Origin of the sequence: Cryobacterium sp. Sr8 (genome assembly GCF_004403225.1) — a bacterium.
GTDB lineage: Bacteria > Actinomycetota > Actinomycetes > Actinomycetales > Microbacteriaceae > Cryobacterium > Cryobacterium psychrotolerans.
In genome coordinates, this window is sequence record NZ_SOHO01000015.1 from 1 (window position 1) to 20,704 (window position 20,704).

The window sequence follows — 20,704 nt, forward strand, 5'->3', positions numbered from 1 at the left end:
ACGCCCTGGCCGTGTCCGGATCGATCGGCCCGTACCCGTCGAGGCTGCCGGGCTCCTCGGTGACACCGAGGAGGGTGAGCATCGGGACCGTCACGATCAGGTTCGGCCGCAGCCCGCCCAGGCTGCCGGCAGCCCCGGCCGTCTCCGTGCAGCCGGGCTCCGCGCAGCCGGCCTCCGCGCAGCCGGCCTGCAGGAGCAGGTCCCGGAACACGTCCGCGCGCAGCTGGGTGAGCGTGCGCGGCTCGTCCGGCCTCTGCAGGGCGATCGCACGGTCCGTCACCTGGCCGTAGATGCCGAGAGCATCTCCGGCCGGCAGGTAGGCGCTCAGCCAGCCCATCCCGTCGCGGGCCGGGTCGAACCTGAGTGACCGGTCGGCCACGCTCCGCACATGCCGGGCCGTGATCGACTCCGGATCGATCCGCTCCCGCAGCTTCCTGGTCTTCCTTTCGAACTGCGACGCCGTCAACCGGCCGGCCGACGGCAACGCCTCCTGCTCCAGCTGCCGGGCCGCCGCCTCCGGAAGTCCCGCGGTTTCGTTGACGAGGATGATCGCCTGCCGGTAGCCGATCCGCCCCGCGGCCAGGGCCGCCAGGGTGTCGGGCAGGTCGTGGACCAGGCTGCGGCTGCTCTCCAGCAGGCCCGAAGCGGTCGACTCCGGGATCCGCAACGCGCAGGCCAGCTCGGCCACCAGCGACCGGCGGGTCAACGCCGGACTGAACGCACTGCCGCCGAGCTCCCGCTCGCTGCAGACCCGGGCCGCGTCGATCGCGACCACCCGCGCCGCGGCCTGCACCGCCATCGCCTTGTCGATGGCGGTGACGTCGTCGATGAGGGCGCCGAGTTCCTCCAGGTGGACCGCTGTTGGTGTCAACGGCGGACCCTGGTCGGGGGCGACACCCGGGCCAGCGCCCGGGTTCATTCCCGGGTCCGCGCCCGGGTTCGGGCCGGCCGGGAGTGCCCGACCGGGTGGTCCTGTGAAGGTTTTCATACTCCAACGGTACGGCGAACCACCGACATTCCTGCGGCCCGAAACCACCCCTGACCGGCTCTTGTGCATAACTTCCGGCACGCCCGACCCGTGGAGGACAGGCGCAGGAACGGCGCCACTCGCGCACCCCCGCACGCAGCGAGAGTCGCCGTTCCTGCCGACAATTGCCGTTGCAACGGCGACCCTGGGTAGAAATGGCGACTCTCGGCGGAAACGCCCCGTAAACGCAAAGATCCCGTCAAGGGACCGGACTAATCCGGATCCTTGACGGGGATTCTCGCGGTGTTCGGGTCCACCACCAGTTCCAACAGTGTGGCCGAGATTGAATCCGGGTGGCAGGGGGTAGCAATCTTGGACGGGGACGGCTATTAATGCGGCCCCGCCCACGCGACAGGGCGGCGAGCCGGTTCGATCTGCTGGTATCGAACCGCCCCACCGCCCTTGGCGTGGTGCGCGCGGCTACCGGCCGCGCGGGAATTTCCTAGACCCGGTCGAGGGCGTAGCCCTCCTCGCCGTGCACGATGGTGTCGATTCCGGCGAGTTCGTCTTCGCTCTTGATCCGGAAGCCGATGGTCTTCTCGATCGCCAGGCCAAGGAGGTAGGCCACGATGAACGAGTACACGAGCACCGAGAACGCGGCGATCGCCTGCACGACCAGCTGGCCGAAGTCGCCCCCCGTGAAGAGGCCGGTGTCGGTGGCGAAGAGGCCCAGGTACAGGGTGCCGATCACGCCGCCGACGAGGTGGATGCCGACCACGTCGAGAGAGTCGTCGAAGCCGAGCTTGAACTTCAGTTCGATCGCGAGGGCACACACGGCACCGGCAACGGCACCGAGCAGGAGCGCCCAGCCGGGCTCCAGGTTCGCGCAGGCCGGGGTGATCGCGACCAGGCCGGCAACGGCTCCGGAGGCGGCTCCGACCGAGGTGGCCTTGCCGTCCTTGAACTTCTCGACGATCATCCAGCCGAGGATCGCGGCCGCCGTCGCACCGAAGGTGTTGATGACGATGATGCCGACGTTCTCGAGGCCGTTCAGCCATTCCGCGCCGGCGTTGAAGCCGAACCAGCCGAACCACAGCACGGCCGCGCCGATCAGCACGAGCGGAACATTGTGCGGCTTGGTGATGCCCTTCTGGAAGCCGACGCGCTTGCCGAGGACCAGGGCGAGGGCGAGGGCCGCCGCGCCGGCGTTGATGTGCACCGCGGTACCGCCGGCGTAGTCGATGACGCCCGGGAGGCCGAGGGTTTCACCGAGGCTCATGATCCAGCCGCCGCCCCAGACCCACGCCGCGACGGGGAAGTAGACCAGTGTGGCCCAGATCCCGGCGAAGATCATCCAGGAGCCGAACTTGGCCCGGTCGGCGACGGCCCCGGAGATCAGGGCGACGGTGATGATGGCGAAGGTCGCGCCGTAGGTCGCGCCGAGGAGGTCGGTGTTGCCGGTCTCCCCGGATGCCAGCGCTGACAGGCCGAAGTCCGAGAAGGGGTTACCCGCGAACTGCAGCGGGCTGTCGACGGCGCTCATGTTGAAGCCGTAGAGGATCCACAGGACGCTGATCAGCCCCAGTGCCCCGAAGCTCATCATCATCATGCTGACGACGCTTTTCGCCTTCACCAGTCCGCCGTAGAAGAACGCGACTCCCGGAGTCATGAACAGCACCAGCGCGGTTGCTGTGATCCCCCATGCAATGCTTCCCGTGTCCATAGATTGTCCTCACACCTCTCGAATGTTTGCAGGGTGTACCGCGAGGTCCAAAAATGAACGCAGGTAGTCGACGGTCAGGTCTCGGGTACGGCATCATTCTGCGGCGCGGAGATTTCGCCGGGCCTACCGCAATGTTTCGTGCCGGTTACACGCGAGGCCCGTGGGTAAATAGCGTGTTTCGCCGGATCATTCGGCGTGCGGGGGAAGTTCCCCCGTCGTCAGCGCCACCATGCGCGATTGGGCGCGCAGGTACTTCTTCCGATATCCGCCGGCCATCATCTCGGCATCGAAGACCTCGCCGAGCGGCAGGCCGCTGGCGATGATCGGAATCTCGGCGTCGTAGACGCGGTCGATGAAGGCCACCAGGCGCAGGGCATCCGTCTGGTCGGTCAGCAGGAACACGTCGGTCAGGGCGATGACGTCGATCGCGCTGATCATTTTGATGTACTTCGACGGATGCACCGTGCCGAGGTGCCGGATCAGCGCGCCGAAGCCGTCCTCGGTCACCCGCGACCCCCGCCCCAGCAGCGTTCCGACCATGTGGCGCAGCGACTCATCCGGAACCGCTACGGCGTTGCCGGCGGCGTCGCGGCGGCGGTAGTCGAGACCGTCGATCCTGACCGTCTCGAAGTTGGCTGACATCGCCTGAATTTCGCGGAGGAAGTCCACCGCGGCGAATCTGCCCTCGCCCAGGGAGTTCGGTGGTGTGTTGGAGGTGGCCGCCACCCGGGTGCCGGAGGCCACGAGCTCACCGAGCAGCCGGGTCATCACCATCGTGTCGCCCGGGTCGTCGAGTTCGAACTCGTCGATGCAGATCAGTTTCGCGCCCCGCAGCTGCTTGACCGTGTTGGCGTAGCCGAGCGCCCCGACGAGGGCGGTGTACTCGATGAACGTGCCGAAGTACTTCGGCCCGGGCGCCGTGTGCCAGAGCGCGGCGAGCAGGTGGGTCTTGCCGACCCCGAAGCCGCCGTCCAGGTAGATCCCCGGCAGGTCGTCCTTCGGCTTCCGGGTGCGGGAGAAGAATCCGCTGGGGCGCTGGGACCGCCAGGCCGCGGCGAACGAGTTGAGCCGTTCGACCGCCTCCAGCTGTGACGGGAAGTTCAGGTCCGGCCGGTAGGACTCGAACGAGGCGTGTTCGAATTGCGGCGGGGGAACCAGCTCGGCGACGATTTCGGCACCGGTGATGCTCGGGGAGCGGTCGACGAGCCGGAGGGCCTGGCGGTGGGCCTCTGGGGCCATGGGGAACACCCGTTTCTGTATGGAGGGATGACCGCGGTGCGGCCGGCGCCCACACCGCGTAGATTTAACGTGTGGGAAGGTGACAAGCCTAATCCGCACTCAATCCATATCTCGCGCCGCGTCAGTCGCCCTCCCGGAGGTCCCCCATGTCCGTTGAACTCGATCCGTCCCCGAAGTTCACCGCGTACGCGCACCCGGAGCGCCTCGTCTCCGCCGACTGGCTGCAGGAGCACCTGGGCACCCCCGGTCTCGTCGTCGTCGAATCCGATGAAGACGTGCTGCTCTACGAAGTCGGCCACATCCCCGGCTCGGTCAAGATCGACTGGCACACCGACCTCAACGACCCGGTGGAACGCGACTTCATCGGCAGCCGCGAGTTCGCGGCCATGATGAGCTCCAAGGGCATCTCCCGCGACTCCACCGTCGTCATCTACGGCGACAAGAACAACTGGTGGGCGGCCTACGCCCTGTGGGTGTTCACCCTCTTCGGCCACGAGGACGTGCGCCTGCTGGACGGCGGTCGGGACAAGTGGGTCGCCGAGGACCGCGACATGACCACCGACAAGACCGTGCTGACGAGCACGGCGGACTACCCGGTCGTCCCGCGCGAAGACGCCCCGATCCGGGCGTTCAGGGACGACGTGCTCGCTCACTTCGGAAACCCGTTGATCGACGTGCGCTCCCCGGAGGAGTACACCGGCGAACGCACCCACATGCCCGCGTACCCGGAGGAGGGCGCGCTCCGCGGCGGGCACATCCCTTCCGCCGTCTCTGTGCCGTGGGCCCGCGCCGCCGACGACGACGCCACCTTCCGCACCCGCGAGGAACTGGATGCCATCTACCGCGGCGAGGCCGGCCTTGCCGAGGGCGACAACGTCATCGCCTACTGCCGCATCGGCGAGCGGTCCAGCCACACCTGGTTCGTCCTCACCCACTTGCTCGGCTTCCAGGGGGTGCGCAACTACGACGGCTCCTGGACCGAGTGGGGCAACGCCATCCGGGTTCCGATCGTGCTGGGCACCGAGCCGGGCGACGCGCCGAAGCCCCGCCGATGACATCCGTGGAACTGCCGGAGCAGCTGGCCGAGATCAGGAACGAGTTCCTCGAACTCGAAGAGAAGGACCGATTGCTGCTCCTGCTCGAGTTCGCCAACGAGCTGCCGGCGCTGCCCGCGCGCTTCGAGGACCACCCGGACCTGCTCGAACGGGTGGTCGAGTGCCAGTCGCCGGTGTACATCTTCGTCGAGGTGGATGAGGCCGGTGCGGTACACCTGCACGCCACCGCGCCGCGCGAATCGCCGACGACCCGCGGTTTCGTGTCGATCATCGCCCAGGGCGTCGAGGGTCTCACCGTCGAGCAGGCGCTGGCCGTGCCCGACGACTACCCGAGCTCCCTCGGGATCACCCGGGCCGTCTCTCCCCTTCGGATGCGCGGGATGACCGCCATGCTCGCCCGCACGAAGCGCCAGCTGCGGGCACTGGCGGCTGCGTGAGCCTCACCCGCATCTTCCCGACCGAGCCGGTTGGCCCCGCGCCGTCGCTCGACGGGATGGATGCGGCCGGCCGCAACTGGCTCCTGGCCCACTACCGCCAGGGCGACGGTCCATTCCTCCGCGTCAACATGATCGCCAGCCTCAACGGCAGCGCCACCGGCGACGACGGCACCTCCAACACGCTGACCAGCCGGCTCGATCGGCGCATCCTCGGCGTCATCCGGGAACTGTCCGATGTTGTGCTCGTCGGGGCGGGCAGCGTGCGCGCCGAAGGCTACGTCGTGCCCGCGAAGGCGGCCCTGGCCGTCGTCACCTCCAGCGGCGACCTCAGCGGGCACCGACTCGACGCCAGGCCGGCGGATGCCGCGGGGCATCCGGTGCTCATCTTGTGCGCCCGAAGCAACCTCGACCGTGCCCGGGCGAGCGTGGGGACCGCCCGCGCCACGATCGTGCCCCTCGACGACGAGGGCGGGGACATCACGGTGGCGGCGATCGTTCGCGCCCTGGCCGACCGGGGCCTTGACCGCATCGTCTGCGAGGGCGGCCCGGTGCTGGCCGGGCAGCTCTTCGCGGCGGACCTCGTCGACGAGTTCTGCCTGTCGACGAGCCCGCAGGTGACGCTCGGCGGCCGGCCGCTACTCGACTCCCCGCCACTCGACTCCCCGCTGCTCGACTCCCCCGCAGCCGGGTCTACTCGGTTCGGTCTTCGCCAGCTGCTGGTGGATGATGCGGGGGCGACGTATGCCCGCTGGGAGCGAGCGCGTCCAGCCAGCGCGTGATCGCCCGGTTCCAGCCCACCGGGTCGTAGTTCCACAGCTTGGTGTGCCGGGCGATGGTGAACGGCACGAAGGTCACGAGATCGGGCCGGCGCAGGGCCAGCGCCCGGGAGCCGGTCGACGGCACGTAGCCGTCGTCGTCGCTGTGCATGAGCAGGATCGGCAGGGACAGGTCGTCGGCCCTGGCCACGACATCCAGCCGCCGGAAGTCGATCGGCGTCGCCTGACCGGTCAGCAGGCCGCCCCAGCGTTGCCCCATCACCCTCATCGCCCCGGCCATGATCGGCGAGGGGAACCCGAGCGCCTCACCGTGGAAGCTCACGACATCGGCCCAATCGACGACGGGCGAATCCAGCACGATCCCGGCCAGGATGTCCTTGTGCTCGGTGCGGCTCGCCGCGTGCAGGGCGATGGCGCCGCCCATCGACCAGCCCATCAGCACGACGCTGGTCGCGCCATGGCTCCGGGCGAACCCGATGGCCTCCTCCACGTCCAGCCATTCGGTGTCGCCCAGCCCGTAGCGGCCGTCCAGGCTGGCCGGCGCCTCCCGGTCGTTGCGGTACGACACGAGCAGCGAGGTATACCCGGCCTCCCGGAAGGCCGGAACGGCGCGCAGGGTCTCCGGGCGCTGCACCCCGCGGCCGTGCACCTGGATCACCCACCGGCCGTCCGGCTCCGCCGCGGGGATAAGCCAGGCCGGCGCGTCGCCGAGCCCGGTTTGAATGACGACGTCCTCGAAGGGGAAGCCGAGGTCTGCCGGGCCGAGGTAGTGGTAACCGGCCAGGCGGCCGAGCCGCGCACTCGCCAGGTCCCCGAAGTCGACGGCGGTCAGCCGCCGGGTGAGGCCCGCGGCGTCGCTGCGGATGATCTCACCCAGCCGGGCGTGCCCGGTTTCGTCCGTGAACCAGAGGCTGTACTCGCCCGGCAACACGGTATCCGGGGTGGTCTGCAGGGTGATCGTGCCGGCGGCGAGATCGACGGCATGGATGCGAGTGTCCTGCTCACGTTTGGTCGGCGGAGTGACGATGCGGCGGGCCATCACGGCCGACAGCACACTGACGGTAGCGGCCAGCAGGGCGGCCGTCCCGACCACGGCGGCGGCGGTGACGAGCAGGGCCGTGCCCGGCCCGCGTTCTCGTGAGCTTGTGCTGGTCACGTAGACCTCCGAACCGGTCGGCGTGCCTCGCAGACAGCGCCCGAAAAAAACTCTAGTCTGCAAACGTGCCCGAATCAGAGGACAGGCAAACGCTTCCGCCGGAATTTGCCGCAGCGCTCGACGCGATTCGGCGCGCTCACCGACGGCCGGAACTCATCGTCACCGAAATCCCCGCGCCGGGCAGCCTCGCTCCGCACGCCGTGGCTCTGGCCGCCGACGTGCGCCCCGTCCGACACGGCAGCGACTCCGACCTCGGCACCGGCCGGTTCATCCTGCTCTACGACCCCGAAGAGCCCGAGGCCTGGGGCGGACGCTTCCGCGTTGTCTGTTTCGCACAGGCTCCGCTGGAGACCGACATCGGGCTCGATCCCTTCCTGGCTGAGGTCGCCTGGGCCTGGCTCGTTGACGCACTCGACGCCCACGGGGCGCAGTACACCGCGGCATCCGGCACCGCCACGAAGATCATCTCCTCCGGCTTCGGCGAACTCGCCAGCCAGGGCGACGGCGCCCAGATCGAGCTCAGAGCCTCGTGGACCCCCCTGGACCACAATCTCACCGCCCACGTCGAAGGCTGGGGTGAGCTTCTCTGCATGCTCGCCGGCCTTCCCCCTGCCGGCGGCGAAGGAGTCAGCACGTTGTCCGCGCGCCGAGCCAAACGTGGCTGAGCACGGTGTCGTCGAGACGCGAGACGCTTACTTCGAAGCGATAGAGACCCTGGCCGGTGGCACCGGGCCGATCGGTATCGACGCAGAACGCGCATCCGGTTTCACCTACTCCCAGCGCGCCTACCTGATCCAGATCTACCGGCGTGATGCCGGCACGTTCCTGTTCGACCCGCCCGCCATCGGTGACTTCAGTGAACTCAACGAGTCGCTGCGGGACGCTGAGTGGATCCTGCACGCCGCCAGCCAGGACCTCGCGTGCCTCCGCGAGGTGGGCCTGGACCCGGTCAACATGTTCGACACGGAGCTGGCCGCCCGGCTCCTGGGCCTCCCGCGCGTCGGCCTCGGCACGGTGGTCGAAGAGCTGCTCGGAATCCACCTCGCCAAGGAGCACTCGGCGGCCAACTGGTCGACCCGGCCGCTCCCCGAGGCCTGGCTCGTCTATGCGGCGCTCGACGTCGAACTGCTGCCTGACCTGCGCGACCGGATGGTCGAGATGCTGGTCGAGTCCGAGAAGACCCAGATTGCGGCCGAGGAGTTCGCCGCCGTGCTCGCGCGAGAGACGAAGGCCCCCCGGGTGGACCCGTGGCGCCGACTGTCCGGGGTGCATTCCATCCGCGGCCAGCGGAACCTGGCGGTCGCCCGCGAGCTCTGGATCGCCCGGGATGCCCTGGCCCAGCACCTGGACGTCTCCCCCGGCCGGCTGGTGCCCGACGCGTCCCTGGTCGCCGCGGCCAGGGTGATGCCCGAGAGCCGGCAGGCCCTGGCCGATTTGCGCGAATTCAGCGGCCGAGCCAGCCGCAGCGAACTTGACCGCTGGTGGGCCGCCATCCAGGCCGGTCTGTCCAGCCCCGACCTGCCTGCGCTCAAGGCGAGCAGCGATACGCTGCCGCCGCCCCGGGCCTGGGCCGAGCGCAATCCGGAGGCCGACGTGCGCTTCAAGGCGGCGCGCGCCGCCCTGGCGACCGTGTCGGACGAGCTGGCCATCCCATTGGAAAACCTGCTCACCCCCGATTTCCTGCGCCGGGTCGCCTGGTCGCCGCCCGAGTCGGTGAGCGCGGATTCGATCGGATCCGCCCTCGCGGACCTCGGTGCGCGGGCGTGGCAGGTTGCCGCAACCGCACAACTGATTGCCGATGCCTTTGTCGAGGTCCACCAAAGCATCTGCCTGCCTTCGGAGTCGGACTCGTAGGAAGAGTCAAAGGATTCCGTCGGCAAATTGGCGCCCCCATAGGATCGAATCAGACCTGAGCTGATTGATGGAGGCATTGTGGCCGAGAGAGCAGAAGTCGTCTTTGTGGACGGGGTTCGTACCCCGTTCGGACGCGCCGGCGAAAAGGGCATGTACTGGAACACCCGAGCCGATGACCTGGTGGTGAAGGCCATGATCGGCCTGCTGGAGCGGAATCCCTCCGTTCCCGGCGAGCGGATCGACGATGTCGCCATCGCCGCCACGACGCAGACGGGCGACCAGGGCCTCACCCTCGGGCGCACCGCGGCGCTCCTGGCCGGGCTGCCCAAATCCGTCCCCGGATTCGCCATCGACCGGATGTGCGCCGGGGCGATGACCGCCGTGACCACGATGGGCTCGGCGATCGGCTACGGGGCCTACGACCTCGCCATCGCCGGCGGCGTGGAGCACATGGGACGACACCCGATGGGCGCCAACGCCGACCCGAACCCGCGGTTCCTGTCCGAGCGGCTGGTGAGCGAGGACGCACTCGTCATGGGCGCGACGGCCGAACGCATCCACGACCGGTTCCCCTCGTACACGAAGGAGCGCTCGGACCGTTTCGCGCTGCGCAGCCAGCAGAAGGTGGCCGCCGCGTATGCCGCCGGCAAGATCCAGCCCGACCTGATCCCCGTCGCCACCCGCAGCGAGGCCGGCTGGGGCCTGGCCACGCAGGACGAGGCGCCCCGGCCGGAGACGACGATGGAGGGCCTCGCCGCCCTCCGGACGCCGTTCCGCCCGCACGGCCGCATCACCGCCGGAAACGCCTCCGGGCTCAATGACGGCGCCGCCGTCAGCCTGCTCGCCAGCGGCCACGCCGCCAGGGAACTTGGACTCACCGTCAAAATGAAGATGATCAGTTTCGCGTTCGCGGGCGTCGAGCCCGAGGTGATGGGCCTCGGCCCGGTGCCCTCGACCGAGAAGGCGCTGCGCAAGGCCGGCCTCGCGATCACCGACATCGGACTCTTCGAGCTGAACGAGGCATTCGCCGTGCAGGTCATCTCGTTCCTCGACCACTTCGGCATCGACGACGACGATCCCCGGGTCAACGAGTACGGGGGCGCGATCGCCATCGGGCATCCGCTCGCCTCGTCGGGCGTTCGCCTGATGAACCAGCTCGCGCACCAGTTCGAAGCGCACCCCGAGGTGCGCTACGGGCTCACCGCCATGTGCATCGGCCTGGGCATGGGCGGCACCATCATTTGGGAGAACCCGCACTTCAACCGGAAGGCAAAAAAGCGATGACCGACTACTCCGCAATCGACTTCACCCCGCTGCTTGCCCTCTCCGAAGACGAGGTGGTCACGCACAGTTTCGTTCGCGACATTCCCCTCTCCGGCAATCGCACGCTCGCCCTCGTCACGCTGGACAACGGCCGTGACCACACCCGTCCGAACACGATCGGCGCCGCCACCCTGCTCGAGTTCGCGGCAACGCTGGACGAGCTGCGCGCCCGTGCCGGCCGGGGCGAGATCCACGGCGTCGCGATCACCGGCAAGCCGTTCATCCTGGCCGCCGGCGCCGACCTCAGCAAGGTCGGCGAGATCCCATCGCAGGAGGCCGGCAAGCTGCTCGCGCAGCTCGGCCACTACGCCTTCGGCAAGGAGGCCGACCTGGGCGTGCCCTCGTTCGTCTTCATCAACGGCCTCGCCCTCGGCGGCGGACTGGAGATTGCCCTCAACGCCGATTACCGCACCGTCGACGCATCCGTGCCGGCGATCGCCCTGCCGGAGGTCTCCCTCGGGCTCATCCCCGGCTGGGGCGGGTCGTACCTGCTGCCGAACCTGATCGGCATCGAGAACGCGCTCAAGGTGATCATCGAGAACCCGCTCAAATACCGCACGCTCAAGGGCGCCGACGCGCTCGCGCTCGGCATCGCCGACGCGATGTTCGATTCGGTCTCGTTCCTGGAGAACTCGATCGCCTGGGCCGACGGCGTCATCGCCGGCAGCACGAAGGTGGAGCGGCCGAACCGACCGAACAAGATCGAGCGCCTGGTGAAATGGGACGTCGCCATCGGCATCGCCCGCAAGTCGCTCGAGTCCAGCATCGGCACCGTCGCGCTCGCTCCCTACGCCGCCCTCGACCTGCTCAAGGCGGCGAAGAGCGGCACGAAGGCCGAGGGTTTCGAGCGCGAAGACGACGCCCTCGCCGAGCTCATCGCCAGCGACCAGCTGCAGGCCAGCATCTACGCGTTCAACCTCGTGCAGAAGCGGGCCAAGCGGCCGGCCGGAGCGCCCGACAAGGCGCTCGCCCGGCCGATCACCAAGGTGGGTGTCATCGGCGCCGGCCTGATGGCCAGCCAGTTCGCCCTGCTGTTCGTGCGTCGCCTGCGCGTACCCGTGGTCATCACCGACCTCGACCAGGCCCGCGTCGACAAGGGCGTCGAATACATCCATGGTGAGATCGCGACCCTCCTGGCCAAGAAGCGCATCAGCGCGGATGAGGCCAACCGCCTCCGCGCGCTCGTCACCGGCACCACGGACAAGGCCGACTTCGCCGACGCCGACTGGGTCATCGAGGCCGTCTTCGAGGAACTCGGCGTCAAGCAGGACGTCTTCGCCGAGATCGAGAAGCACATCTCCCCCGAGGCGATCCTGGCCACCAACACCTCTTCCCTGGCGGTGGAGAAGATCGGCGCAAAGCTCGCCCACCCGGAACGGCTCGTCGGTTTCCACTTCTTCAACCCGGTCGCGATCATGCCCCTGATCGAGGTCGTGAAGACGCCGGTGACCAACGACGCCACGCTCTCGACGGCCATGGTCGTCGCGGGCAAACTGCGGAAGAACGCCGTGATCACAAGGGACACCCCCGGCTTCGTGGTCAACCGGCTGCTGGCGAAGCTGCTCGGCGAGGCCATGCACGCGGTCGACACGGGCACTTCATTCGAGGTCGTCGACGGCGCCCTGGCGCCGTTCGGCCTCCCGATGACCCCGTTCCAGCTGCTCGAGCTGGTCGGGCTGAAGGTCGGGGCGCACGTGCTCGACACCCACCATGCGGCGTTCCCGGAGCGGTTCTTCGAAAGCACGAACCTGCACACGCTCGCCGAGTACGGCAAGGTCCTCGACCGCGACGCCAAGGGCAAGATCAAGGGCTTCGACAAGGGCGCCGTCAAGATCGTCGCGGGCGGCACATCGCCAATGACGGCGGAGGAGATCCAGCAGCGGGTCGAGGACGGCCTCGCGGACGAGATCAAGCGGATGCTGGACGACGACGTCGTGCACGCGGCCGAAGACATCGACCTGTGCATGATCCTCGGCGCGAACTGGCCCTCACAGATGGGCGGCGTCACGCCCTACCTCGACCGGGTCGGCGCGAGCGAGCGGGCCTTCGGCGGCGCCTTCCACACCCCGCCGATCCGCGGCGTGGGCGTCGCTGCTCCCTCCCCCGTCGCCTAATCCCCGCGAAACTGCAGTTGTGCGCGCTAAACCTGCCTCATAACGCGCACAACTGCAGTCTCGCGAAACAGGCCCTTCGCGGGGTCGGTTAGTCGCGGCGGGGGCGGGTGACGGGGATGGAGCCGGTGGGCGTGTGGCCCTCGGGCAGCGGGCGGGCGTGCGGGATCTTGCTGCCGAGCACCATCGCAACGACGTCGCGCGCGATGTGCTGCGGGGTCAGGCCGACGCGTTCGAGGATCTCGGCGCGTGAGCCGTGGTCGAGGAATTCGTCGGGCAGGCCCAGCTCGGTGACCGCGGTGTCGACACCGGCCTCGCGCAGGTCCTGGCGGATGCGGGTGCCGATGCCGCCGACCCGGATGCCGTCTTCGATGCTGACCACGATCCGGTGCTCGGCGGCGAGGCGGATGATGCTCTTCGGCACCGGAACGACCCAGCGCGGGTCGACGACGGTGGCACCGATGCCCTGGTCGGCGAGCCGCTCGGCCACCTCGAGCCCCATGCCGGCCATCGGGCCGACGGTCACGATCAGCACGTCCTTCTGGGAACCGGCGTGCAGCACGTCCACCCCGTCCTCCAGCCGGTCGACCGCCTCGAACTCGACTCCGACGCTGCCCTTGGGGAAACGCAGAACGGTGGGCCCGTCATCGACGGCAACGGCCTCCCCGAGCTCCTCGCGCAGCCGGGCCCCGTCGCGCGGCGCGGACAGGCGGATGCCCGGCACGGCCTGCAGGATCGCGAGGTCCCACATGCCGTGGTGGCTCGGTCCGTCCGGCCCGGTCACACCGGCCCGGTCGAGTACGAAGGTGACGCCGGCCTTGTGCAGGGCGACATCCATCAGCACCTGGTCGAAGGCGCGGTTGATGAAGGTCGCGTACAGCGCGACCACGGGGTGGAGGCCGCCGAAGGCAAGGCCGGCGGCGGATGCCACGGCGTGCTGCTCCGCGATGCCCACGTCGTGCACGCGGCCGGGGAACCGCTCGGCCATCTTGTGCAGGCCGGTCGGCCGCAGCATCGCGGCGGTGATCCCGACAAGGCGCTCGTTCGCGCTGGCGAGGGTCACGAGCTCGTCGGCGAAGACCGAGGTCCACGATGGAGCGCCGGCCGATTCGGTCGACTCCCCCGTCTCCGGGTCGATCTGGCCGACCGCGTGGAACTGGTCGGCGGCATCCTGCATGGCCGGGTCGTAGCCCTTGCCCTTCTGGGTGATGGCGTGCACGATGACCGGGGCGCCGTAGCCCCTGGCCTGGCGGAGCGCCTCGAGCATGGCGTCCATGTCGTGGCCGTCGACCGGCCCGATGTACTTGATGTCGAGGTTTGAGTACAGCGCCTCGTTGTTCGAGAACCGGCTGAGGAAGCCGTGCAGTCCGCCGCGCATGCCGCGGTAGAGCGCCCGCCCGGGCGCGCCGAGCCGGTCGAAGGCCCGCTGGCTGGTCAGGTAGAGGCTGCGGTAGCTGCGGCGGGTGCGCACGGTGTTGAGGAACCGCGCCATCCCGCCGATGGTCGGCGCGTAGGAGCGGCCGTTGTCGTTGACGACGATGATCAGCCGCCGGGTGTTGTCGTCGCTGATGTTGTTGAGCGCTTCCCAGGTCATGCCGCCCGTGAGCGCGCCGTCGCCGACGACGGCGACGACGTGGCGGTCGTCCTGACCGGTCATTTCGAAGGCGCGGGAGATGCCGTCCGCCCAGGAGAGCGAACTGGAGGCGTGCGAGCTCTCGACGATGTCGTGCACGGATTCGGAGCGCTGCGGGTAGCCGGCGAGTCCGCCGAGCTGGCGCAGCCTGCTGAAGTCCTGCCGACCGGTGAGCAGCTTGTGCACGTATGACTGGTGCCCGGTGTCGAACACAATCGAGTCCCGCGGCGACTCGAAGACCCGGTGGATCGCGATGGTCAGTTCGACGACGCCGAGGTTGGGGCCAAGGTGCCCGCCGCTCTTCGAGACCTCACTGACCAGGAACGCGCGGACCTCGGCCGCGAGCTGGACCAGCTGCTCCTTCGAGAGGGCGTCGAGGTCGCGAGGACCCGTGATCGTCTCCAGAAGGGACATCGATACCACCTTTCGCGTTGCCGCACTCGCGCCCGAAAATGCCACTGGCGCGCGCACTCGAACAGGTCGAGTCTACGCGCCAGGGGCGGGAGGAGCTGGGAGCCTTAGGCCACCAGGGACCGCAGCACGTACTGCAGGATGCCGCCGTTGCGGTAGTAGTCCGCCTCACCCGGTGTGTCGATCCGGACGACCGCGTCGAACTCCACGGTCTCCTTGCCGGCCGCGGAGTTCGCGCTCGGCGCGGCGGTGACGCGGACCGTCTTCGGCGTGCTGCCGTTGTTCAGCTCGTCGATGCCCGTGATCGTGACGACCTCGGTGCCGTCCAGCCCGAGCGAGCCCCAGCTCTGGCCGGCCGGGAACTGCAGCGGAACGACGCCCATCCCGATCAGGTTCGAGCGGTGGATGCGCTCGAAGCTCTCGACGATGACGGCCTTGACGCCCAGCAGGCTGGTGCCCTTGGCCGCCCAGTCGCGGGACGAACCCGAACCGTACTCCTTGCCGCCGAAGATGACGAGCGGGGTGCCGGCGGCCTCGTAGTTCTGGGCCGCGTCGTAGATGAACGCCTGCGGAGCACCCTCCACGGTGAAATCGCGGGTGTAGCCACCCTCGACGCCATCCAGCAGCTGGTTACGGAGACGGATGTTCGCGAAGGTTCCGCGAATCATGATCTCGTGGTTTCCGCGGCGCGAACCGTAGGAGTTGAAGTCGCCGCGAGCCACGCCGTGCTCCAGCAGGTAGGCGCCGGCCGGGCTGTCGGCCTTGATGTTGCCTGCGGGGCTGATGTGGTCGGTCGTGACGGAGTCGCCGAGCTTGGCGAGAACGCGCGCCCCGACGATGTTGGTGACCGGGCTGGTCTCCAGCGTCATGCCGTCGAAGTACGGGGGCTTCCGCACGTAGGTCGACTCGGGGTCCCATTCGAAGACCTCGCTGTCGGGCGTCGGCAGTGAGCGCCAGCGCTCGTCTCCCTCGAAGACCTCGCCGTACTCCTTCGTGAACATGGCCGTGTCGATCGAGCTGTCGATCGTGGCCTGCACCTCGGCGGAGTCGGGCCAGATGTCCCGGAGGAACACGTCGTTGCCGTCGGTGCCCTTGCCGAGGGCATCCGTCTCGAAGTCGAAGTTCATCGACCCGGCGAGGGCGTAGGCGATGACCAGCGGCGGGCTGGCGAGGTAATTCATCTTCACGTCGGGGCTGATCCGGCCCTCGAAGTTGCGGTTGCCCGAGAGCACCGCGGTGACGGCCAGGTCGTTCTCGTTGATCGCGGCCGACACCTCGTCGATGAGCGGACCGGTGTTGCCGATGCAGACGGTGCAGCCGTAGCCGACGGTGTAGAAGCCGAGGGCCTCCAGGTCGTCGGTGAGGCCGGCCTTCGCGTAGTAATCGGTGACGACCTTCGAGCCCGGTGCCAGCGTGGTCTTGACCCACGGCTTGCTCGTGAGGCCCTTCTTGACCGCGTTGCGGGCGAGCAGGCCCGCGGCGAGCATCACGCTCGGGTTGGACGTGTTCGTGCACGACGTGATGGCCGCGACGGCGACCGCTCCGTGGTCGAGGGTGTAGCTCGCGCCGTCCTTGGTGGTGATCGGGACGGGGCTGGACACCGACACGGGAGCGTGGCTCACGTGCTGGTGCGAGAGCTGGTGGGCGCTCTGCTCGTCCTCGGCGGTGAAGCCGATCGGGTCAGAGGCGGGGAAGGTCGCCTCGACGGCGGCATCCATCCGGGACAGGTCCTGGGTCGCGTAGCTCTGCAGGTCCGTCTCGAATTGCTCCTTCGCGCGGCTGAGCTCGACGCGGTCCTGCGGACGCTTCGGTCCGGCGATCGAGGGAACCACGGTTCCGAGGTCGATCTCCAGGTACTCGCTGAAGGCGGGCTCCTGCGCGGGGTCGTGCCAGAGGCCCTGCAGCTTCGAGTACGCCTCGACCAGGGCGACCTGCTCGTCGCTGCGGCCGGTGAGGCGCAGGTAGTCGAGGGTCACGTCGTCGATCGGGAACATGGCGGCCGTCGAGCCGAACTCGGGGCTCATGTTGCCGATGGTGGCGCGGTTGGCCAGCGGAACCTGGGCGACGCCCTCTCCGTAGAACTCGACGAACTTGCCGACCACGCCGTGCTTTCGCAGCATCTGCGTGATGGTGAGCACGACATCCGTCGCGGTGACGCCGGCCGGGATGGAGCCCTTGAGCTTGAACCCGACGACCTTGGGGATGAGCATCGAGACGGGCTGGCCGAGCATGGCCGCCTCGGCCTCGATTCCGCCGACGCCCCAGCCGAGCACGCCGAGGCCGTTGACCATGGTCGTGTGCGAGTCGGTGCCGACGCAGGTGTCGGGGTAGGCACGGAGCACGCTGTTGCCCGCGGCATCCAGCACAGTGCGGGTCATCGTGACGCGGGCCAGGTATTCGATGTTGACCTGGTGCACGATCCCGGTTCCCGGCGGGACGACCTTGAAGTCGTCGAACGCGGTCTGGCCCCAGCGGAGGAACTGGTAACGCTCGCCGTTGCGCTGGTACTCGATCTCGACGTTGCGCTCGAGGGCGTCTTCCGAGCCGAACAGGTCCGCGATGACGGAGTGGTCGATGACGAGCTCCGCCGGTGCGAGCGGGTTGATCTTGTTCGCGTCGCCGCCGAGCTCGGCGACGGCCTCGCGCATGGTGGCGAGGTCGACGATGCAGGGCACGCCGGTGAAGTCCTGCATGATCACGCGGGCGGGCGTGAACTGGATCTCGGTGTCGGGCTCCGCGGAAGGAACCCACTGGCCGAGGGCACGGATGTGATCGGCGGTGATGTTGGCGCCGTCCTCGGTGCGGAGAAGGTTTTCCAGCAGCACCTTCAGGCTGAACGGCAACTTCTCGTAGCCTGCGACGGTGTCGAGTCGAAAGACTTCATAGTCCGTCGAACCGACGCGCAGGGTGTCCTTTGCTCCAAAACTATTAACCGCAGACACGAGGTCCTCTCCTTTGTGGGAAACCGCCCGGGAAACCCGGCGGCCATCCTCAATCCGTGTGGCCGAACACACCCGGTGCCGGCATGGTCAGCCTAGCTGGGCGTGTGTTGATCGGCCGAGTCTGAGCGTCAAACTATCTTGACGTCGAGATAACTCTAGCAGTGCCGGGAACGGATTCCCGCCCTATTCCGGCTCGGACGGTTCTCTCTGCTTGGGGTAGATCGAGCGCACCATCAGCCAGGAGACGACCAGCAGCGGGGCATACAGCGGAAGCCCCATCAGGAGCTTCATCGCGCCGAGGGCCTCGACATTGCCCGAGTAGTACAGCGGCAGCTGCACTATCAGCCGCGCCGCGAACAGCCCGGCCCAGCACAGGGTGAGGATCGTGAGCACCCGGCGCTTCGACGGGTTGGTCCGCCAGGCGATTCCCTCGCCCATCAGGAAGCCGACGGCGAGACCGATCAGCGGCCAGCCGATCAGCGCCGAGACGAGCAGGACGAAGCCGTAGACGCCGTTGGTCCAGAATCCGGGAAGGTAGAAGTCCTCGGCCTTCCCGGTGAACAGGGCGAGCACGGCGCTGATTCCGATGCCGACGAGCCCCCCGATCGCCTGGGCGAGGGTCTGTTTCGCGGCCAGGCGGAAGGCGACGAAGACGAGCCCGACCGCAACCGGGGCGATCAGCGACAGGACCAGGTCACGCGTGAGCGTGTAGATGACCAGGAAAACCAGGCCGGGCAGCACCGCCTCGACGAGACCGCGGATGCCGCCCATCGAGGCCAGCAGCGTGTGCCCGCTGATCGGTTCCCCCTCGGCCGCCGAGGCGAAGCCGGCGCGCCGGGCCGCCGCGGCCATCCCGTCGGCGAAGGCGGCGCCGGGCGCGCTCGGCGCCGGGGCCGGCGGCGTGTTCGGTTGTCCCGACCGGGGCCGGGCGCCGTTCTCGTTCTCTTCCGGTGCGTCCGGTGCGGCGGGTGAGTCCGTCATGCGGGCGTTCTCCCTGGCGGCCTAGGCGTCGCTCGGACCCGGGGCGCCGGCCGGCGTCGCCGGCATCCGCAGCGGGATGAGGTCGCGCGGCGGCATCGGAGTGTCGCCGCGAACGACGACGATGCTGCGGAAGAGGTCTTCGATCGCGGCTGCGGCTTCCGAGTTGACGGCGCCTTCACCGGCGATCACGCCGCGGAGGAACCAGCGCGGGCCGTCGACACCGATGAAGCGGGCCAGACGAGTGGTTCCGCCCGGTCCCTGGCCGGCGGCCACGGGGATCTCGGCGACGAGCTCGGGGCCGAAGGGGCCCTCGCGCTCGCTGGTCGTTCCGCCCTGCTTGCCGATCTGGTCGGCGATCTGGTCGCGGATCTCGTGCCACAGCCCGCTGGAGCGCGGCGCCGCGAACGGCTGCACCTGGAGGGTGGACCCGGCGTAGTCGAGGCCGATCGCCACGACGCGCTTGCTGCCCTCCTCGATCTCGAGGCGGAGGTGGAGTCCCTCACGTGGGAGGACCTTCACCCCGCCGAGATCGACGTAGGGGCGAACCTGGTTGGCCTCGGTCTCGTCGAGGGGCCCCTCGGTGGCGCGGTCCTCCGGAGCGGACTTGGGCATGGGTTCGGGGAATTGGTTCTGGTTCGCGATATCGGTCACGGGGTGTCTCCTTTGCTGGCTGCGCCAGTGAGCTGTGCGGTGAGCCCGGTCGAGCCGAACCCTCCTTCTCCTCGCTGGCTGCCGGGCAGCCGTTCGACGGGAACGAAGTTGGCCCGGGCGACGGGCATGACGATCAATTGGGCGATGCGATCGCCGACGGCGACCCGGTAGGGCTCCGTCAGGTCGGTGTTGAGCAGCGTCACCTTGATCTCACCGCGGTAGCCGGCATCCACGGTCCCCGGCGAATTCACGATCGTGATGCCGTGCTTCGCGGCCAGGCCGCTGCGGGGAACGACGAACGCGGCGAAGCCGTCGGGCAGGGCGATAGACACCCCGGTGCCGACGAGAGCGCGGGCTCCGGGGGCGAGTTCGACGGCCTCCGAGGAGTGCAGATCGGCCCCGGCATCGCCCGGATGCGCGTAATTCGGGAGGACGGACGCGGTTATCAGCACTTCAACGCTTTCTGTCACGTGTCGAGGGTAGTGCAGAAGTCTGGTCGAATAGAGCCATGCCTGAATATCGCGAAAAACTCTGGGCCGCACCCTGGCTCTTCCTGGCCACGGCGCTGGTGATCCCGGCGAGCATCCTCGTCTTCGTCCCGATTTCGCTGCCGGTCGGCATCCTGACGGCGGCCGGGCTCTACCTCGGCTGCGTCGTGCTGCTCATCGCCTGGTCGCCGGTCGTGCGCGTGCACGACGGCGTGCTGGAGGCCGGCAAGGCACGGATCAGCACGGCCGTGCTCGGCGAGGCGATCGCATTCGAGGGTGAGGATGCGCGGCGGGAGCGCGGACCGAAGGTTGACATGCGGGCGTGGTTGCTCATCCGCGGCTGGGTCGACCCGGTGGTGCGCGTGCCGATCGAGGACGTCTCGGACCCCGCGCCGTACTGGCTGATCTCGAGCCGGCACCCGAAAAAACTGGCCGCCGCGATCAATGAATCGCGACGACCAGCGTCAGGTACGTCGGCTTCGTGAGCTCGTAGACAGCTCAGCCGAGTGCGTTTCTAGGAGTCGTGCTCGTTACAGACCGGGCCGAGCTTGGTCTCGTGCGACAGCTGCGAGCGGTGCTTCACCAGGAAACACTCCACACAAGTGAATTCGTCGGCCTGCGGGGGCAGGACGACAACATCGAGGTCGAGGTCGGACAGATCGGCGCCCGGAAGGTCGAACCCACCGGGGTTGTCCGCGTCGTCAACATCAACGACTCCGGACATCTTGTCGGGCACGCGCTCCTTCAGGGCCTCGATCGACTCAGAGTCGTCTTCGGTCTTCCGCGGTGCGTCGTAATCGGTTGCCATGCCCATCCATTTCAGTTACGCCGAGAGAACGAATCGGCGGCCATAGTTTGCAACAAACCGAGACGAATAGCAAACCGTTCGCCTCACATCTCGGCCGGCACAGAGATCAACTTCCGGCACGCCCGGCGTATTCCCTCGAATTGGGGCCA

18 protein-coding genes are annotated in these 20,704 nt (G+C 68.5%); 8 read left to right on the forward strand and 10 right to left on the reverse strand.

The window, feature by feature from the left end:
• The 3 genes from E3T54_RS01835 to zapE form a co-directional block, all read right to left on the reverse strand.
• Positions 1–988: DUF222 domain-containing protein (locus E3T54_RS01835; protein WP_134474318.1), on the reverse strand; the 988-nt coding region annotated here is incomplete at its 3' end.
• A 481-nt stretch (positions 989–1,469) separates the two neighbouring features.
• Positions 1,470–2,690, reverse strand: a complete 1,221-nt coding sequence (locus E3T54_RS01840) for an ammonium transporter (protein ID WP_134474319.1) — start codon at positions 2,688–2,690, stop codon at positions 1,470–1,472.
• A 186-nt stretch (positions 2,691–2,876) separates the two neighbouring features.
• Entirely contained in the window at positions 2,877–3,929 is a 1,053-nt protein-coding gene (gene zapE, locus E3T54_RS01845; RefSeq protein ID WP_134474320.1) for a cell division protein ZapE, read from the reverse strand.
• A gap of 146 nt (positions 3,930–4,075) precedes the next feature.
• On the opposite strand from zapE, the gene E3T54_RS01850 reads away from it, so the two are divergent.
• Genes E3T54_RS01850 through E3T54_RS01860 form a run of 3 tightly spaced genes read left to right on the forward strand, consistent with a single transcriptional unit; the run spans position 4,076 to position 6,200 of the window.
• Complete coding sequence (locus tag E3T54_RS01850; protein WP_134474321.1) at positions 4,076–4,984, forward strand: sulfurtransferase; 909 nt, start codon at positions 4,076–4,078, stop codon at positions 4,982–4,984.
• Positions 4,981–5,421, forward strand: a complete 441-nt coding sequence (locus E3T54_RS01855; protein ID WP_092324719.1) for a SufE family protein — start codon at positions 4,981–4,983, stop codon at positions 5,419–5,421. Before E3T54_RS01850 ends, E3T54_RS01855 begins: the two co-directional genes overlap by 4 nt.
• Positions 5,418–6,200, forward strand: coding sequence for a dihydrofolate reductase family protein (locus tag E3T54_RS01860; protein WP_134474322.1), 783 nt, complete (start codon positions 5,418–5,420; stop codon positions 6,198–6,200). Before E3T54_RS01855 ends, E3T54_RS01860 begins: the two co-directional genes overlap by 4 nt.
• Here the strand turns inward: E3T54_RS01860 and E3T54_RS01865 are convergent.
• On the reverse strand, positions 6,112–7,353 hold the full coding sequence (locus E3T54_RS01865) for a S9 family peptidase (protein WP_134474323.1): 1,242 nt from the start codon (positions 7,351–7,353) through the stop codon (positions 6,112–6,114). The genes E3T54_RS01860 and E3T54_RS01865 overlap by 89 nt on opposite strands.
• A 65-nt stretch (positions 7,354–7,418) precedes the next feature.
• On the opposite strand from E3T54_RS01865, the gene E3T54_RS01870 reads away from it, so the two are divergent.
• The 4 genes from E3T54_RS01870 to E3T54_RS01885 all read left to right on the forward strand — a co-directional run bounded on the left by E3T54_RS01870 (position 7,419) and on the right by E3T54_RS01885 (position 12,644).
• Entirely contained in the window at positions 7,419–8,018 is a 600-nt protein-coding gene (locus E3T54_RS01870; RefSeq protein WP_134474324.1) for a DUF3000 domain-containing protein, read from the forward strand.
• Entirely contained in the window at positions 8,011–9,207 is a 1,197-nt protein-coding gene (locus E3T54_RS01875) for a ribonuclease D (protein ID WP_134474325.1), read from the forward strand. Before E3T54_RS01870 ends, E3T54_RS01875 begins: the two co-directional genes overlap by 8 nt.
• A 78-nt stretch (positions 9,208–9,285) precedes the next feature.
• Positions 9,286–10,491, forward strand: coding sequence for a thiolase family protein (locus tag E3T54_RS01880; protein ID WP_134474326.1), 1,206 nt, complete (start codon positions 9,286–9,288; stop codon positions 10,489–10,491).
• Positions 10,488–12,644 carry a 3-hydroxyacyl-CoA dehydrogenase NAD-binding domain-containing protein gene (locus E3T54_RS01885; protein ID WP_134474327.1) on the forward strand — a complete coding sequence of 719 codons (2,157 nt, stop codon included), beginning with the start codon at positions 10,488–10,490 and terminating at the stop codon, positions 12,642–12,644. Before E3T54_RS01880 ends, E3T54_RS01885 begins: the two co-directional genes overlap by 4 nt.
• A gap of 88 nt (positions 12,645–12,732) precedes the next feature.
• Here E3T54_RS01885 and dxs read toward each other — a convergent pair whose 3' ends face one another.
• The 5 genes from dxs to dut all read right to left on the reverse strand — a co-directional run bounded on the left by dxs (position 12,733) and on the right by dut (position 19,729).
• On the reverse strand, positions 12,733–14,688 hold the full coding sequence (gene dxs / locus E3T54_RS01890; protein ID WP_134474328.1) for a 1-deoxy-D-xylulose-5-phosphate synthase: 1,956 nt from the start codon (positions 14,686–14,688) through the stop codon (positions 12,733–12,735).
• Between the two features lie 104 nt (positions 14,689–14,792).
• Positions 14,793–17,627 (reverse strand): aconitate hydratase AcnA, encoded by a 2,835-nt coding sequence (gene acnA, locus E3T54_RS01895; RefSeq protein ID WP_134474329.1) that lies wholly within the window; start codon positions 17,625–17,627, stop codon positions 14,793–14,795.
• Between the two features lie 183 nt (positions 17,628–17,810).
• Positions 17,811–18,608, reverse strand: coding sequence for a DUF3159 domain-containing protein (locus E3T54_RS01900; RefSeq protein ID WP_134474330.1), 798 nt, complete (start codon positions 18,606–18,608; stop codon positions 17,811–17,813).
• A 21-nt stretch (positions 18,609–18,629) separates the two neighbouring features.
• The gene (locus E3T54_RS01905) at positions 18,630–19,220 is read right to left on the reverse strand and encodes a DUF3710 domain-containing protein (protein ID WP_134474350.1); all 591 of its coding nucleotides are present in this window, start codon (positions 19,218–19,220) and stop codon (positions 18,630–18,632) included.
• Between the two features lie 35 nt (positions 19,221–19,255).
• Complete coding sequence (dut, locus tag E3T54_RS01910) at positions 19,256–19,729, reverse strand: dUTP diphosphatase (RefSeq protein WP_092324703.1); 474 nt, start codon at positions 19,727–19,729, stop codon at positions 19,256–19,258.
• A 38-nt stretch (positions 19,730–19,767) separates the two neighbouring features.
• On the opposite strand from dut, the gene E3T54_RS01915 reads away from it, so the two are divergent.
• Entirely contained in the window at positions 19,768–20,232 is a 465-nt protein-coding gene (locus E3T54_RS01915) for a DUF3093 domain-containing protein (RefSeq protein ID WP_134474331.1), read from the forward strand.
• Between the two features lie 29 nt (positions 20,233–20,261).
• Here E3T54_RS01915 and E3T54_RS01920 read toward each other — a convergent pair whose 3' ends face one another.
• Entirely contained in the window at positions 20,262–20,555 is a 294-nt protein-coding gene (locus E3T54_RS01920; protein WP_134474332.1) for a DUF4193 domain-containing protein, read from the reverse strand.
• Positions 20,556–20,704 lie beyond the last annotated feature (149 nt).

Coding starts and splice junctions, on each gene's coding strand:
- E3T54_RS01905 (WP_134474350.1), bottom strand. CDS start 19,220: ATGCCCAAGTCCGCTCCGGAGGACCGCGCCACCGAGGGGCCCCTCGAC.
- E3T54_RS01850 (WP_134474321.1), top strand. CDS start 4,076: ATGTCCGTTGAACTCGATCCGTCCCCGAAGTTCACCGCGTACGCGCAC.
- E3T54_RS01900 (WP_134474330.1), bottom strand. CDS start 18,608: ATGACGGACTCACCCGCCGCACCGGACGCACCGGAAGAGAACGAGAAC.
- E3T54_RS01885 (WP_134474327.1), top strand. CDS start 10,488: ATGACCGACTACTCCGCAATCGACTTCACCCCGCTGCTTGCCCTCTCC.
- E3T54_RS01840 (WP_134474319.1), bottom strand. CDS start 2,690: ATGGACACGGGAAGCATTGCATGGGGGATCACAGCAACCGCGCTGGTG.
- E3T54_RS01855 (WP_092324719.1), top strand. CDS start 4,981: ATGACATCCGTGGAACTGCCGGAGCAGCTGGCCGAGATCAGGAACGAG.
- zapE (WP_134474320.1), bottom strand. CDS start 3,929: ATGGCCCCAGAGGCCCACCGCCAGGCCCTCCGGCTCGTCGACCGCTCC.
- E3T54_RS01915 (WP_134474331.1), top strand. CDS start 19,768: ATGCCTGAATATCGCGAAAAACTCTGGGCCGCACCCTGGCTCTTCCTG.
- dxs (WP_134474328.1), bottom strand. CDS start 14,688: ATGTCCCTTCTGGAGACGATCACGGGTCCTCGCGACCTCGACGCCCTC.
- E3T54_RS01920 (WP_134474332.1), bottom strand. CDS start 20,555: ATGGCAACCGATTACGACGCACCGCGGAAGACCGAAGACGACTCTGAG.